The organism is Virgibacillus sp. W0430, assembly GCF_051846935.1.
Classification (GTDB): domain Bacteria; phylum Bacillota; class Bacilli; order Bacillales; family Amphibacillaceae; genus JBPYCR01.
In genome coordinates, this window is sequence record NZ_JBPYCS010000026.1 from 1 (window position 1) to 15,712 (window position 15,712).

Sequence of the window (15,712 nt, forward strand, 5' to 3'; positions counted from 1 at the left end):
TTTTCCCCTGCAATTACCCCCTTTGTACTAAAGCAAAGAAAGAAAGTAGTGCTTATTCAAACAACTGCTAAAGATAGAAAGATACTTATAACAGGGGTTCCATTATTTAATGAATCACACGAAGTAGAGTTTGTACTTAGTTACTCCTATGAAGTCTCAGAGTTATTGACTCTCCAAGGGTACTTAAATGAACTGGAAGGAGAGATGTCTAAAATAAAGGAAGAATTAGATTTACTCCGTCACAGAAAGTTAAGTACAGAAGGCATTGTTACAGAAAGTATGTATATGAAGCAGGTTATAAAAACGGTTAACAAAGTGGCTCCAATAAATGTGTCTGTTTTGATTTATGGGGAAAATGGTGTAGGAAAGTCTACCATAGCGAAGCTCATTCATAACCAAAGTAGTCAAAAAGATGGACCTTTTATTGAAGTAAATTGTGCCACGATCCCTGACGCGATTTTTGAGCATGAATTATGGGGAAGAACAGGAGCTACAACAATTGAACTTAGAAATAAAGCTGGTTTCCTTCGATTAGCACAATCTGGAACATTGTACTTACAGGGTGTCGATGAACTTTCATTATCTTCTCAAACAAATTTAATGAAAGCGCTTAAAGAAACAAAAGGTAACTTTCGAATAATTAGTTCAACCAAACGGGAGCTAGAAACTTTAAAGGCAAATAAACAATTCAGAGAAGATTTATTTTATTTTTTGCATGTAGTTCCTATTCATATTAAACCGTTAAAAGAAAGATTAGAAGATTTAAGTAAAGTCATTTTAGATTATGTAGATAAATTTACATCGTTTTATCAATTAAATAAAAAATTATCAGATGATCTTTTTCACGAGTTACTTCATATGGAATGGAGTGGAAATCATATGGAGGTGAAAAATGTAATAGAACGATTGGTAGTTCAAAGTGAATCCGATATTATAACGAAAGATGATTTGCCGATTGAGTACAGAAGGAGTGGTTCCGGTTTGGCGATAGTAGAGATAGAAGGGCGTAAATTAACAACTATTTTAGAGAAAGTGGAGGAACGCGTTTTACTGAGTGCACAAAAACGTTATAAAACTACTACTGAAATGGCAAAAGCTTTAGGGATTAGCCAACCATCTGTAGTTAGAAAGTTAAAAAAGTATTCAACATAGGAGGTGGGGCTTTGCATGACTAACAGACAGTGTGACTGGAAAGAATTAGTTGATTCCATTGGTAACTTTCTCGCACCTAGTATGGCTAAGGATCACCCTAATTTACCTGTCGTTAAAGCAGAAGGGTGTTACTACTATGGGTTAGATGGAAATAAATATCTAGATTTTACTTCTGGTATTGCAGTTGAAAATGTAGGGCATAGACATCCAACCGTTGTACAAGCGATAAAAGACAGTGCGGATCATTTAGTGCATGGTCCATCAGGTGTCATTATCTATGAATCGATTTTAAAGTTAGCCGAGGAGCTTCAAGCTATACTGCCGTCAAAGTTGGATAATTTTTTCTTTGCGAATAGTGGTGCAGAGGCAATTGAAGGTGCAATAAAGTTAGCGAAGTATGTTACGAAGCGGCCCTATGTCGTTTCTTTTACTGGTTGCTTTCATGGTCGTTCCATAGGTGCATTGAGTGTTTCTACATCCAAAAGCAAGTATCGCAAACATCAGCAGCCTTCCTGGCTAACGTACCAATTGCCATATGCGGATCCGGAATATTGTCCGGAAAGAAAAAATCCTGATTTATTCTTTCCTAAAAAACTGGAAAGAGATGCTGAAAGTTTATTTCAGCACCAGGTCGATCCCGAAGAGGTTGCTTGTATGATTGTTGAACCAATCAAGGGTGAGGGTGGATATATTATCCCACCTAAAGCTTGGTTGAAAAAGATTAGGGAAATATGTGATCGTCATGGTATATTGTTAATTTTCGATGAGATCCAGACTGGTTTTGGAAGAACTGGCAACTGGTTTGCTGCACAGACGTTTGATGTTGTGCCTGATATTATGGCAATTGCAAAAGGGATAGCTGCAGGTTTACCGCTTAGTGCAACGGTAGCGTCAAAGGAGCTTATGTCTCAATGGCCAATGGGATCGCACGGTACTACGTTTGGCGGAAATCCAATAGCTTGCGCAGCAGCTCGGGCGTCACTTGCAGTGATTAAAGAAGAAAATCTTTTGGATAATGCCAACGCAATGGGAGAATACGCACTTCATCGTTTAAACGAGATGAAAAGTGCATATTCGGTTATTGATGATGTACGAGGAGTTGGTTTAATGATTGGGGTAGCAATAAAAGATGCTCACACAGGTAGGGCAGATGGCGATACTTCTAAGAAAATATTAAACATGTGTTTAGATAAGGGGGTTTTATTCTATCCATGCGGAAGTTCAGGAGAGGTAATTCGGATGATACCACCTTTAACAGTGACAAAGGAACAAATAGATCAAGGATTGGATATTTTTGAAGAGGTCTTAACATCCTTTGAAAGAAATTGAAATGGGAGAAGGAACGTAATAAAGCCAAGAATACAAAACTCTTTTAAAATAATATGAATTAAATCTTCATATTTATATTGTATATTACCTTCTCATTCTTTATATGAGAAGAAAATATAAAACACCCAAAGGAGGAAAGTAAATGGCTTCACAAAAAAATGCTATTGATTTACAAAACAGGTTTAAAGTACCTCATGTTTATGTCATTATTTTTTGTTTGATTGTTTTAGCGGCAGTTGCTACGTACATTGTTCCGGCAGGCGAATACGAGCGTATTACGGATGATGATGGGAGGACAATTGTTGTTGAAGGTACGTTCACACAGATTGACTCAACTCCTGTTGGTTTTATGGAGATCTTTCAGTCGCTGCATCAAGGGATGGTCGATGGAGCAAGTATTATTTTCTTTATTTTTATTATTGGTGGTGCTTTTGGAATATTCCGAGCTACAGGAGCCTTAGACGGTGCTATTAATAGTATTTCTTCAAAAATGAATGGGAAGGAAATATATTTAATTCCAATATTGATGGTGTTTTTTGCATTAGGTGGTGCGGTGTTTGGTATGGCTGAAGAAACAATTCCATACATCATGATTATTACACCACTTGCTTTGATGCTTGGGTATGACTCTATCGTAGGGGCAGCAATAGTTTTAGGTGGTGCATCAGCCGGTTTTTCTGCTGCGTTTATGAATCCATTTACGGTTGGTGTGGCGCAGGGAATTGCCGAGCTACCAATTTATTCCGGTTTTATGCCTCGAATTATATTTTGGGTGATTTTCGTTGCAGTAAGTATTACGTATGTTATGTTGTATGCAAGGAAAATTAAAAATGATCCGACTAAAAGTCTAATGTATGAAGAAGATCAAAAAAGAAATAATGAATCTAATCATAATGACGGAACAAAGATAACGAAACGCCAGATGATTATATTAGGTGTACTTCTTCTTACTATCATTGTTTTGGCGTTTGGAGTCATGGAATACGGCTGGTATATTAAAGAAATTGCCGGGTTATTTTTCCTCATGGGAGTTGTAATGGGGATGATCGCAAAAATGCATGTTAATGATATAGCGGAGTCATTTGTTAAAGGGTGCGAAGTCCTTGTACTAGGTGCTTTAGTTGTTGGTTTTGCCTATTCTATCTTAGTAGTTTTACAAGAAGGAAGTATCATGGATACGATTTTATACGGGTTGGCGAGTGCTGTTAGTGGATTGCCGACAGGTCTATCTGCATTGGGCATGTATGCTTCTCAGGCTTTATTAAATTTTGTTGTTCCGTCTGGAAGCGGACAAGCGGCACTAACTATGCCACTGATGACCCCACTAGCAGATTTAGTAGGAGTAAGCAGACAAACAGCCGTTTTAGCATACCAATTTGGTGATGGTATTTCGAATATTTTTACACCTACGTCCGGTTACTTTATGGCTGGCTTGGCCGCAGCAGGGATTACTTGGACGAAGTGGGTACGATGGGTATGGCCGTTAATTGTCATTCAATATGTATTAGCTGGTGTTTTTATCACAATTGCACACTTATTTATTTTTTAATTCGTATGAAAGCAATGTAATTGCTGTAGCCAGGGTAAATCCTGATTAGAGTCCGCATATACCCTTGGCTACAGCGTATAGTAGAACTAGAAAGGGGATTCTATGGATAAGCAAACGATATCACAGTTGGCTGAACAAGCGATTCATGATAGACGTTATTTACACCAACATCCCGAGCTGTCATGGCAAGAGTTTGAAACATCAGCCTTTATTCGAAATCGGCTCGTTGAGTTAGGAATAGAAATATTGGATTTCGAACCACCGAGTACTGTTGGGTTTATAAAGGGAACGAGTGGTGACAAAACAATTGCACTAAGAGCTGATATAGATGCTCTTCCATTGTTGGAGGAAGGTGATAAAAGTTACAATTCACAACGTACAGGTGTTTCACATGCTTGTGGTCATGATGGGCATACGGCAATTTTGCTTGCCGTTGCAGCATGGATATCTGAACATCGTGCCGAGGTAGAATCAAATGTTATGCTTATATTTCAACCGGCTGAGGAAGTGACTCCAAGTGGAGCAGAGCACTTAACTAAACTTGGAGTATTGGATCAGGTGGATGCGGTATTTGGTATTCATTTGTGGCAAGGGTTGGAAACGGGGAAAATCGGCTTATCTCATGGTCCAATGATGGCATCGGCTGATGATTTTGAAATTACGATTGAGGGTGGAGGTGGGCACGGTTCTATGCCTCATGAAACAGTCGATCCTATTTATATTTCATCACATATAATTCAAGGACTCCAATCTATTGTTAGTCGTAAAACGGATCCGACGCAAACAAAAGTTATATCTGTTGGGAAAATAGAGTCTGGTTCAACCTATAATATCATACCTAGTTCTGCAAAATTACTAGGTACTGTTAGGGGATTTGACATACAAACAATAGACTTGATACGTTCAAAAATGACCCAAATTGTAGAAGGTATTTGCTCAAGCTTTGATGCGGAAGGAAAACTACATTACATACCAGGCACACCACCGCTTATTAATGATCCTGAGCAAAGCCGATTTGTTGAGAAGGTAATTCGTGATTCGTTTGGGGATAATACATTTGAGTTACTTGAACAAATTATGGGCGGTGAAGACTTTTCTCATTATTTATTAAAAAAGCCGGGTGCTTTTATCTTTGTTGGAATGGGTGGAAAAAAGAGTGCCTATCCTCATCATCATCCACGATTTGATATTAATGAAGATGTATTTCCATCAGCCATTGAACTATTTATTAATATAGTGAAAAAATTCAACTAGCATAGGAGGATGTATATGTCATTAAAAGTTACGTTTCAAGATATACTTCTTGCAGGGAAACGTCTACGTGGAAGGGTATTTGATACGCCATTAATTTATTCAGATATGTTATCACAAAAAGTCGATACTGAAGTTTGGTTTAAAATGGAGTGTCTTCAAAAGACAGGATCCTTTAAAGTACGCGGCGCATTGAATAAATTGGATTCTTTAACAGCGGAGGAGTTAAAAAAAGGAGTGACTACAGCTTCTGCAGGGAACCATGCACAAGGACTGGCTTATGCGGCGTCATTAAAAAACGCTTCTGCAAAAATAGTAGTTCCAAATAACACCCCAGAGACTAAAAGAGCGGGCATCAAAAGGCTTGGCGGAGAATTGATTGTACACGGTTCCACTTATGATGAAGCCGAAGAATATGCTTATACCCTTTCCGATCAAACTGGAAGGGTTTTTGTTAACGCATTTGAGGATGATTATATCATCGCAGGACAAGGGACTTCAGCGCTTGAGGCATTTTTAAAAGAACCTGATTTTGATGCGGTTGTCGTACCGGCTGGTGGCGGCGGTTTATTATGCGGTGTGGCATTGGTTGCCAAGGCTATCAATCCAGATATAAAAGTGATTGGAGTACAAACACATGCCTCTCCTCCATGGTATTACGCATTTAAAGCTGGGAAACTAGTGGATGTAGCCTATAAAGACTCTTATGCAGAAGGTCTTCATGGTGGTATTACACAAGGGAATCTAGATCTTGTTTTAGAAGTTGTCGATGATTTTGTATTAGTTGAAGAAGAAAGTGTTGCTAGGGCAGTACACTGGATGGCGAAGGAGCACCATTACATGATTGAGGGCTCTGGAGCGGTCGGAATTGCTGCATTTCAAGATGGACTATTAGAAAGCTTGAAAGGAAAAAAGGTTTTGAACTTAGTTACAGGAAGTAATATTGATAGCAATAGGTTAGCTCAATTTACGCAAATGTATGGAAATACAGAATGATGTAACGTAGTTTATTGAATCGAAAATGAAATTTTATAGTCTGACACGATTGGTTTTTATGTAGGGAACACCTTATATGATTCGGACGCTATTCAGGATACTACGAACAGAATAAACAAATAGCTCCTAAATGATGAGCAGAAAAATTTTTAGTAGGAGGGATTAGATTTGGAAATAAAAAAAGTAGAAGTTTTTGGTATCCGATTAGGGTTAAAAAAGCCTTTTATTGTCTCCTATGACAGATATGATGATATGCCGATTATTATAACGAGGCTGGAAACAGAAAACGGTACGGTTGGATGGGGCGAAGCGGTGCCGGACCAGCACGTGACCGGTGAAACTTGGGAAAGTACATTACAAATAATTGAACGTGAATTAGCTCCACTCGTCATTGGTGAATCTCCTTTTAATATGAACCTCATTCATAAAAGAATGGATGAAAAGATATATGATGTCCCTTCAGCAAAAGCGGCTATCGATATTGCCCTTTATGATTTAATGGGAAAATTGACTGGTCAACCAATATACAGGTTAATTGGTGGACAAGCTCATGAAAAGCTGGATATTCCACAGGTAATCAGTATCTTATCACCTGAAGAAATGGCTTTTGAAGCTAAACAAATAGTTAGTGAAGGATATAACAATGTTAAAATAAAAGTAGGTACTGACCCCGAAGAAGATATTGAACGAATCCGGGCTGTTCGACAGGCTATTCCTAGTCATATTAAGCTACGAGTGGATGCCAATCAAGGTTGGAATACAACCGGTGCTATTTACGTTATTGAACATACGAAAGACTGTAATGTGGAATGGTACGAGCAACCGGTCAAAGCAGGAGACCATACGTCTATGGCGGAAATAAGGAAGGCTACTTATGCGAATATAATGGCGGATGAAAGTATTCATCGTACAGAAGATTTACTAAAATTAATAGAATTGCGTGGGGCGGACCTAGTTAATATTAAACTAATGAAAACCGGCGGGATTTATCCGGCTTTAGCACTCGCTAATTTAGCAGAAACAGCGGGGATGCAATGCCAAGTTGGGTCCATGGTCGAATCTGCTATTGCAACGATGGCTGGTGCCCATTTATCTTTGTCTCAATCGATTATAAAGTCAAATGAAATGGTAGGCCCGCTAATGTTTACGGAAGATGTAGCCACAACCAATTATCATAATGGATTAATAGAAATTAGTGATGCTCCTGGACTTGGCATTGATGTGGATGAAGCTTTTGTAAGAGATAAGACCATCCATTATTGTTCCGTTAAATGATGAAACAAATACGTTCATAATTTCATAGTTTTGATATACAACAATGTGGAGGAGAGTAAAGGTGGAAATTAAACATTTTAAGATAGAAGAATGGATGAACGAGTATGAGGATAATGCAGTTTATAATTTAGCAGAAACATGTGTGGATTCTGTAACCTTAGGTGAACTTATCGCGCTCGGTGGACAAACTCCTGATCATTTCTTTAAAAATCTGTCTGATATGAAGTTAACCTATGGTCATATTACAGGTTCCCCGGCGTTTAAGGGCGAAGTAGCCAAACTTTATAAAACTGTTAAATCAGATAATGTTTTGGTAATGAACGGAGCGATCGGCGCTAATTTCTTATTATTGTATTCCCTTATCAAGCCTGGTGATGAGGTGATTTGTGTACAGCCGACATATCAACAGCTGTATTCAGTTCCTGAGTCTTTTGGTGCAACAGTTAAACTTTTGACATTGAAAAAGGAGAATGGTTTTTTCCCTGATTTAGAGGAGTTGGCCGCTCTTGTATCTAGCAAAACAAAATTAATTATCATTAACAACCCGAATAACCCTACAGGTGCTGTGATGGAGGAACCAATGCTTCAACAAATTGTTGCAATTGCTAAATCTGTGGATGCTTATTTATTATGTGATGAGGTTTATCGTGGACTTCTTCAAGATTCGAGCATGAACGTACCATCGATTGTTGACATTTACGAGAAGGGCATCAGTACAGGGAGTATGTCAAAAGCACTTTCCCTTGCAGGCCTTAGATTAGGATGGATCGCGGCATCCGAGGAAATAATTGAGGAATGTGAAAAGCATCGTGATTATACAACAATTAGTTGCGGAATGATAGACGATATACTTGCTGTTCACGCATTGAAAAATTACGATAAAATAATGGAGCGAAACTTAAAGATTGTCCGTGATAATTTGGAAATACTTGATAAGTGGATTCAAAATGAACCAAATATCAATTATGTTAAACCACAAGGAGGGACGACCGCAATTCTTTCTTATAATTATGACGTGTCATCTGTGGATTTTTGTCTAGGATTATATGAAGAAAGTGGAACATTCCTCGCCCCTGGCAGTTGCTTTGACATGGAAGGGACAGTTCGAATAGGCTATGCATGTGATACGAACGTCTTGAGGCAGGGCTTGCAAAAAGTATCCGAATATTTAAGAGGAAAGTTTCTTTAGAAATAGATGATGTAGCTATTAGATATGTATGGTATTTATTATCCATTAATAATATTTGCTTGATGAAACGACTTGAAAAATAAATATAAATAGAGCTTTTTATGTAACAGGTTAACCGCTGCTCATGAGAGAAGCGGTTAACTTTTGTATTAAAATGCGATTTAACTCTGCTGATTAAGTACTCGATAATTAATTCAAATATAAAACGACATTAACGGAACTAGAAAATTATAACGAATTTTTTGTAACAGTATCTGAAGAAAATAAGTTTTTAGCAGACGGAAAATGGATAAAAGAGGATCCTATGAAAGATGTTCATCATCTGAGAAAAGCGTTAGATGAGACTAGAGAAAATCTCGGTACTCAAGATTTGTTAATAAAGGAAAAATTTCAAGCAATGCATCTTGAAATTGAGCAAACTGGCAACCCGCATTTATTGGCTATGAGTAGGGATTTCACTAATGTTTTAGAGTCATCTAAAGGGAATTATGAAGCTATGATTGAAAACTTTTATTCTGTGTTACAAGCAATGGATAAATTTAAGGAAAGCCTTGAATTCCAACGTGCGCAATCAGAAGAAGGTCGAAATGAACTAATAGAGATGATGTTTGAAAGAGGTGAGTTGCTATATAAAAATACATGCGAGTTGCCAAAGTATTCACACATTGAAGAACAAGGTTTAAATATATCACTCTTTACCATTCGTTGGCCAAAGTATGACGTTCTAGATTGCAAACATAAATTGCGTATGTTTGTAGATGAAGTGTTAGCAGAATTGACTGAACGACAAGAAAAAGGCGACTCTCAAGAATCTCTGGATCAACTTTTCCAAGACAAAGTAAATGAAGTAAACATCTTAAATTGCTATGCAGATATTGATCGCTGCGTCTTAAAAGCGCTAAAACCACGAAATGCCCAACTTGCTGAGATGAAAGAATATTTCTCTTGGGATGAGGTTGCTGGTTGGAGTAATGGAGAAAAACATGCTTCACGAATGGCGATGTTTATAACCTTAAATACTTTTATTCGTAAGAAACGCTTTTCCCAAGAAAATTCCTGGAAGTTTCTAATTGCCGATAATCCTTTTGGTGAAACAAGTGCGGATCATGTTGTAAAGCCAATGATCATATTAGCGAAGAAAACGAATACGCAGTTATTCTGTTTAACTGGAATTGAAGACAAACGGATCCAGATGGAATTTGATACTGTAATAAGCAATCAATATGTAGAACAGCGTGGAAGACTATTTTTGCATTCTGAAACTGAAACTAAGGAATCTCTAGAAATAGAAAGTTTATTTTACTCAAAACAACAAGGTTTTAGACTTTAGAGTGCTATTTACTTATTTTTCTTAGTCTGTTTTACTCATTAAAGTAACAATCTCAAAATACATCTTTTTTATGAAATACTAAAATTGTTAAAATTGACTTCGCAATTGAATCTCAAATAGTATTCTTATGCTAATCGACGATTGTTAGTAATACTTATATCGCCATAAGTGGTATCAAATGATACCGAAAATGTTGCGAGTGGGTACTAGAGGTGTTATAATAAGTGAACAACGAATCAAGACTTAGTAATCGAATTGAAGTAAAATTTGAGGTTGAAACATACTTAGACAGGTTGAAATATGCTATAGAGAGCGGTTTAGTAAAAATTAACTTTCAAATAAACCGCAGAGTAGATGAGGGAAGGGACAGAAAGTATACCAATAGATATACAATGGCCAAATTGTTTCCTGATGAAGATGTAGTTGAAGCCTTAAAAAGAGAACTTTCATATTTAACAGTTGAAGATTACATGGAAACCGTAAAGGATCTTAAATTTCCCGAGCATTCGGAGATGCGCGTATTTGGAAAGCGGTATGTTAATGAGGATGTTTATATAAAAATAAGAGTAGAACTACTAAACACTACGCATGCTACGGGTGAACCTTTTATTTTGGTTATGTCCTTTCATTTTGCAGAGATTCCATTTAAGGAAGAAGTTTTTCCTTATAGAAAGTAAAGGTGAATATAATGAAAAGGCTAAAAAGTGAAAAGAAAATTTGCTTACTGTGTATGGAAGAACATGTAGTTGAAACTGTTGAAGTAATTGAACATGATATTTTTAAAGGCGAAGAAGTTAGTTTTACGGCTAAATATGAGTATTGTGGGGTAACGGAAGATTTTCTGGAGACGGAAGAAATGATAAAAGCGAATAGTCTGGCTATGAAGGACGCGTATCGAGGGAAATTAGGCTTGTTAATTTCTAGCGATATTACTGACATTCGTGAGAAATATGACATTAGTCAAAAAAACCTTTCTGAAGTATTAGGTTGGGGAAGAGCAACGATTACAAGGTATGAAAATCATCAAGTGCAAGATCGTGCGCATGATGACGTATTAAGAAAAATTAGTTCCGATCCAAAGTGGTTTCGAGACAAGCTATATGGCGCTAAAGAAAAGGATTGTATATCCGAAAGCGCTTTTTTAAGCTCTTTACACGAAGCAAATGAGCAGTATAAAAAAAAGAAAAATCAATATTTAATAGATTCAATATACGCTAGTTATGCCAATTATGAAGACCCAATAATTAGAGGGAATTCCAATCTGAATTTAAAAAAAGTTATTGAAATGATTAACTATCTTTCAGAAAAGGTAAATAGTCTTCACAAAGTAAAGCTTATGAAGATGCTATGGTATTCCGATATCGTACAATTTAAAAGACAAGAAAAATCGATAAGTGGTCTAGTCTATAACGCTCTTCCAATGGGGGCTGTACCTGAGGGCTACGACCAAATTGTATTATTAGATGGAGTTCAATTTGATACCGTTCAATACGGTGAATCTATTGGGTATAAGTTTAAGCCATCGCCAGGGTTCGAAAGAAAAGAGTTAACAGTAGAAGAATTAGAAACAATAGATGATATCATTACAGAGGTTGGTAATTTAACCACTGATGAAATTGTTCATAAAATGCATGAGGAAGTAGCTTATAAGTATACGGCAAGTAATAGTCCTATATCCTTTTCATTTGCAAAGGATGTATCAATCGATTAATAAGCGATAGGACGTGAAATTCTGTCTATACCTATACAATAGAAGAAACTAACTTAATGAATTTAGAAGTTCAGTCCGTCACTTAATAGGTGGTGGGCTTTTTTGTTATGCCGTTTTTTATTTAGCGATCAACTATATGATTTGATACTATAACCGTTCCATTCATTCTATTTTTCTATTTTTTTACCTAATTTGCATGAAAGGCGCGAATGGTTTGTGCAAATGCGGTTCAATAACAATTTGTTAAATTATTATCTGTTTTTATTCGTTGCGAAGCGGCTAGAGACAGAGAGAAGGAGGTTTCCTGCGTTTTCCTAAGAGTGCAATTTTTCTATGATTTGCTGGCCTTCGACATAAGTAATTTCACTCTTTTCGATGCGTACGATAGGATTTTTATCCTTGACTAAATAATTAATCTCAACTATGATTATTACAAAAGTAATTGATGAGAACCAATGTAAAAAAGCGTACTCGAAACCTATGCTGCTTCATCGTTTTAATCCATTTGCGGTTCAAAGGTTTCTTAAAAAAGTAAAAGAGGAGTGGGGAGAAATGAGTCACTATCAGTTATCTGATTTGAGGCCGGATTTTAGTGAAAAGCAATTAAAAGATTTATATAAGACAATGTGGGACATTCGCTGGTTTGAAGAAAAAGTGGATGAGTTTTTTGCGAAAGGAATGATCCACGGAACGACACACCTATGTGTTGGGCAAGAAGCAAGCTCGGTAGGGTCTTGTGCTGTTTTAAAACCTGAGGATAAAATTACGAGCACACATCGTGGACACGGTCATTGTATTGCAAAAGGTGCGGAAGTCAATCGAATGATGGCAGAGTTATTTGGCAGAACGACAGGCTACTGTAAAGGAAAGGGAGGGTCCATGCATATTGCCGACGTTGATAAAGGAAATTTAGGCGCAAACGGAATTGTTGGCGGTGGAATTCCTTTAGCTGTTGGCTCTGCGTTGACTGCACATATGAAGAAGTTGAATTATGTAACCGTTTGCTATTTCGGAGATGGTGCAACGAATGAGGGGAGCTTTCATGAAGCACTTAACTTAGCAGCGGTTTGGAATTTGCCTGTTGTATTTATTTGTGAAAATAACCAATACGGGATGTCTGGACCAGTTAAAGAAATGGTCAAAATCGAGAACATAGCAGATCGTGCGCAGGCGTATGGATTTCCTGGCGCTACAATTGATGGAAATGACATGATAGAAGTGATGAATACAACGCAGGAAGCGGTAGACCGAGCTAGAAATGGAAATGGACCGACGTTGATTGAAATGAAGACGTACCGTTGGAAAGGTCATTCAAAAAGTGATGCGAGATTGTATCGCACACGTGAGGAAGAGCGTGAATGGAAGGAAAAGGATCCAATCAAACGGTTTAAAGAAGTCTTAATTGCTGGCGATGTTTTCTCAGAAGAAGAAGCGGAACAGATTCGCAAACAGTCGAAGCATGATATAGAAGAAGCAGTTAAATTTGCTGAAGAAGGTCCAATGCCAACGGCGGAAGATTTATTAACAGACGTATATGCATAATAGGAGGGTAATGATGAGAACGATCACATATTTAGAAGCAGTTCGAGAAGCGATGCAACAGGAAATGAGACAAAATGAGGACGTATTTATTCTTGGGGAAGATATTGGACTATATGGCGGTGCTTTCGGTGTGACCCGTGGGATGATTGAGGAGTTTGGTCCTGAACGTGTACGTAATACGCCGATTAGTGAATCCGGGATCGCCGGTGCAGCGGTAGGCTCTGCATTAACCGGGATGCGTCCGATATTGGAGTTGCAGTTTTCTGATTTTATTACGATTGCTATGGATCAAATGGTAAATCAGGCGGCAAAGCTACGTTACATGTACGGTGGGAAAGGAAATGTACCGATGGTTCTTCGGACACCGAGTGGTTCGGGTACGGGTGCGGCAGCACAGCATTCTCAAAGCTTAGAAGCTTGGATGACGCATATTCCAGGTTTAAAAGTCGTCCAGCCTTCTACTGCGTATGATGCAAAAGGACTGCTGAAGGCTGCTATGGATGATCCGAATCCGGTTGTATTTTACGAGCATAAATTACTGTACGGCACAAAAGCAGATGTACCTGAGGATTTATATTCAATACCTCTAGGAGTGGCGGATGTAAAACGTGAAGGTACCGATGTCACGATCGTAGCAACGGCGGTTATGGTACATAAAGCGTTAGAAGCTGCAAAAGAGTTAGACAAAGAAGGCATTCAGGTTGAAATAATCGATCCTCGTACGCTGGTTCCTTTAGATGAAGAAACAATTGTAAAGTCCGTAGCAAAGACAGGGCGATTAGTTGTCGTTCATGAAGCCGTTAAGCGTGGCGGATATGGTGGAGAAATTGCGAGTATGATTGCTGAAAGCGAAGCATTTGATTATTTAGATGCGCCGATTAAACGGCTTGGCGGCGTGAGTGCCCCAATCCCATATAATCCGGAATTGGAAAAGCTCGCCGTGCCACAAGTGCCAGATATTATTAATGCTGTAAAAGAAACGTTAAATAGAGCGTAAAGGAGGGACTCGAAGGTGGCTAAAGAAATTTTTATGCCGAAGCTGAGCAGTACTATGGAAGTCGGCACATTGCTTCAATGGCTTAAAGAAGAAGGGGACCCGGTCGAGGTAGGAGAGCCTTTATTTGAAATAATGACGGATAAAATTAATATCGAGGTTGAATCGTACGAAGAAGGAATTTTGCTGAAACGGTATTTTGAAGTAGACGATGAAGTACCGATTAATACAGTGATCGGCTATATTGGCGAAGCTGACGAAGAAGTGCCGGATCGCCCGCCAGCATCAAATGCGGAAGAAGAGGCAGTGGTTCAGCCCGAGGCAGCTAAAGCTGAAGACGTTACACCTGATCAGACCAAAGCGATAGAAGCAACAGACGATGGAAAGGTACGAGCAACTCCTGCAGCAAGAAAAACCGCTCTGGACAATGCAGTAGAACTGCATGCTATTTCTGGAACTGGGCCGAAAGGGAGAATTCATAAGCAAGATGTGACGGAGTATGTGAAGGCAAATGAGGTACTCATTACGCCGCTTGCTGAAAAAATGGCACGAAGTCATCAACTCGATATTTCCTCGATTACAGGTACAGGCGTAAGAGGGAAAATTGGAAAAGAAGATGTCGAAGCATATATAGCTGCACAAACCGCATCGCAAACAGGAAGCGTGAATGAAGGCGAACGGATTAAGCTCAAAGGATTACGCAAAGCAGTTGCAGATAAAATGGTGGAAAGTACAAGGTCGATTCCTCATGTAACGTTAACGACGGAAGTAGATATGTCCCATGTAATTGCGATCCGTAAAAATCTATTGCCAGTTGTGGAGGAGCAGACAGGATTTCGTTTGTCGTTTACAGAGATCATTATGAAAACAACAGCATATACGTTAACGAAGTTTCCTAAATTAAATGCTTCGTTACGGGACAATGAGATTATTTTAAATAAAAATGTGAATATCGGCTTAGCTGTCGCTGTTGAAAACGGCTTAATTGTACCGTCGATTCAAAATGCAGATCAAAAGGGGCTTGCAGAGCTGACGATGGAAAGCAAGGAGCTTGGTAAAAAGGCGAGAGAAAGCAAGCTTACCCCTGCTGAAATGACAGGAAGCACGTTTACAATTAGTAATTTAGGCATGTATGCCATCGATGCATTTACGCCTATTATTAATCCGCCTGAAACAGCAATTTTAGGCGTCGGACGGATTAATGAGAAACCGGTAGTCGTTGATCAAGCAATCGAAATAAGGCCGATGATGGTGCTTAGTTTATCGTTTGATCATCGCGCAATTGACGGTGCGCCGGCCGCTGAGTTTTTGACTGTCTTAAAAGAAAGCTTAGAAAACCCATATCGTATTTTAGTATAGGCATTAGGGCTCGGACAAAACGAACTTGCTCCATT

The 15,712-nt window shown here is 38.4% G+C and carries 13 protein-coding genes; all 13 read left to right on the forward strand.

All coding sequences use genetic code 11. The annotated features are described in order from the left end of the window. On the forward strand, positions 1 to 1,152 hold a 1,152-nt coding region (locus tag ACLIBH_RS11695), incomplete at its 5' end, for a sigma 54-interacting transcriptional regulator (RefSeq protein WP_439316887.1). Between the two features lie 15 nt (positions 1,153 to 1,167). Further along, positions 1,168 to 2,481, forward strand: coding sequence for an aspartate aminotransferase family protein (locus tag ACLIBH_RS11700; protein ID WP_439316888.1), 1,314 nt, complete (start codon positions 1,168 to 1,170; stop codon positions 2,479 to 2,481). Positions 2,482 to 2,623: 142 nt separating this feature from the next. Continuing rightward, positions 2,624 to 4,030 carry a YfcC family protein gene (locus ACLIBH_RS11705; RefSeq protein WP_439316889.1) on the forward strand — a complete coding sequence of 469 codons (1,407 nt, stop codon included), beginning with the start codon at positions 2,624 to 2,626 and terminating at the stop codon, positions 4,028 to 4,030. A gap of 102 nt (positions 4,031 to 4,132) precedes the next feature. Further along, positions 4,133 to 5,284, forward strand: a complete 1,152-nt coding sequence (locus ACLIBH_RS11710) for a M20 metallopeptidase family protein (RefSeq protein WP_439316890.1) — start codon at positions 4,133 to 4,135, stop codon at positions 5,282 to 5,284. A 15-nt stretch (positions 5,285 to 5,299) separates the two neighbouring features. Further along, positions 5,300 to 6,277, forward strand: coding sequence for a threonine ammonia-lyase (locus ACLIBH_RS11715; RefSeq protein WP_439316891.1), 978 nt, complete (start codon positions 5,300 to 5,302; stop codon positions 6,275 to 6,277). Between the two features lie 168 nt (positions 6,278 to 6,445). After that, on the forward strand, positions 6,446 to 7,552 hold the full coding sequence (locus ACLIBH_RS11720) for a mandelate racemase/muconate lactonizing enzyme family protein (protein ID WP_439316892.1): 1,107 nt from the start codon (positions 6,446 to 6,448) through the stop codon (positions 7,550 to 7,552). Positions 7,553 to 7,613: 61 nt separating this feature from the next. After that, on the forward strand, positions 7,614 to 8,741 hold the full coding sequence (locus tag ACLIBH_RS11725) for an aminotransferase (protein WP_439316893.1): 1,128 nt from the start codon (positions 7,614 to 7,616) through the stop codon (positions 8,739 to 8,741). A 304-nt stretch (positions 8,742 to 9,045) separates the two neighbouring features. Then, positions 9,046 to 10,071 (forward strand): hypothetical protein, encoded by a 1,026-nt coding sequence (locus tag ACLIBH_RS11730; protein ID WP_439316894.1) that lies wholly within the window; start codon positions 9,046 to 9,048, stop codon positions 10,069 to 10,071. A gap of 224 nt (positions 10,072 to 10,295) precedes the next feature. Continuing rightward, positions 10,296 to 10,748 (forward strand): hypothetical protein, encoded by a 453-nt coding sequence (locus ACLIBH_RS11735; protein WP_439316895.1) that lies wholly within the window; start codon positions 10,296 to 10,298, stop codon positions 10,746 to 10,748. 11 nt (positions 10,749 to 10,759) lie between these two features. Further along, the gene (locus ACLIBH_RS11740; RefSeq protein ID WP_439316896.1) at positions 10,760 to 11,782 is read left to right on the forward strand and encodes a type II TA system antitoxin MqsA family protein; all 1,023 of its coding nucleotides are present in this window, start codon (positions 10,760 to 10,762) and stop codon (positions 11,780 to 11,782) included. 552 nt (positions 11,783 to 12,334) lie between these two features. Continuing rightward, positions 12,335 to 13,324, forward strand: a complete 990-nt coding sequence (locus ACLIBH_RS11745) for a thiamine pyrophosphate-dependent dehydrogenase E1 component subunit alpha (protein ID WP_439316897.1) — start codon at positions 12,335 to 12,337, stop codon at positions 13,322 to 13,324. Between the two features lie 13 nt (positions 13,325 to 13,337). Next, complete coding sequence (locus ACLIBH_RS11750) at positions 13,338 to 14,321, forward strand: alpha-ketoacid dehydrogenase subunit beta (protein ID WP_439316918.1); 984 nt, start codon at positions 13,338 to 13,340, stop codon at positions 14,319 to 14,321. Positions 14,322 to 14,336: 15 nt separating this feature from the next. Continuing rightward, complete coding sequence (locus ACLIBH_RS11755; RefSeq protein WP_439316898.1) at positions 14,337 to 15,677, forward strand: dihydrolipoamide acetyltransferase family protein; 1,341 nt, start codon at positions 14,337 to 14,339, stop codon at positions 15,675 to 15,677. Positions 15,678 to 15,712: the final 35 nt, after the last annotated feature.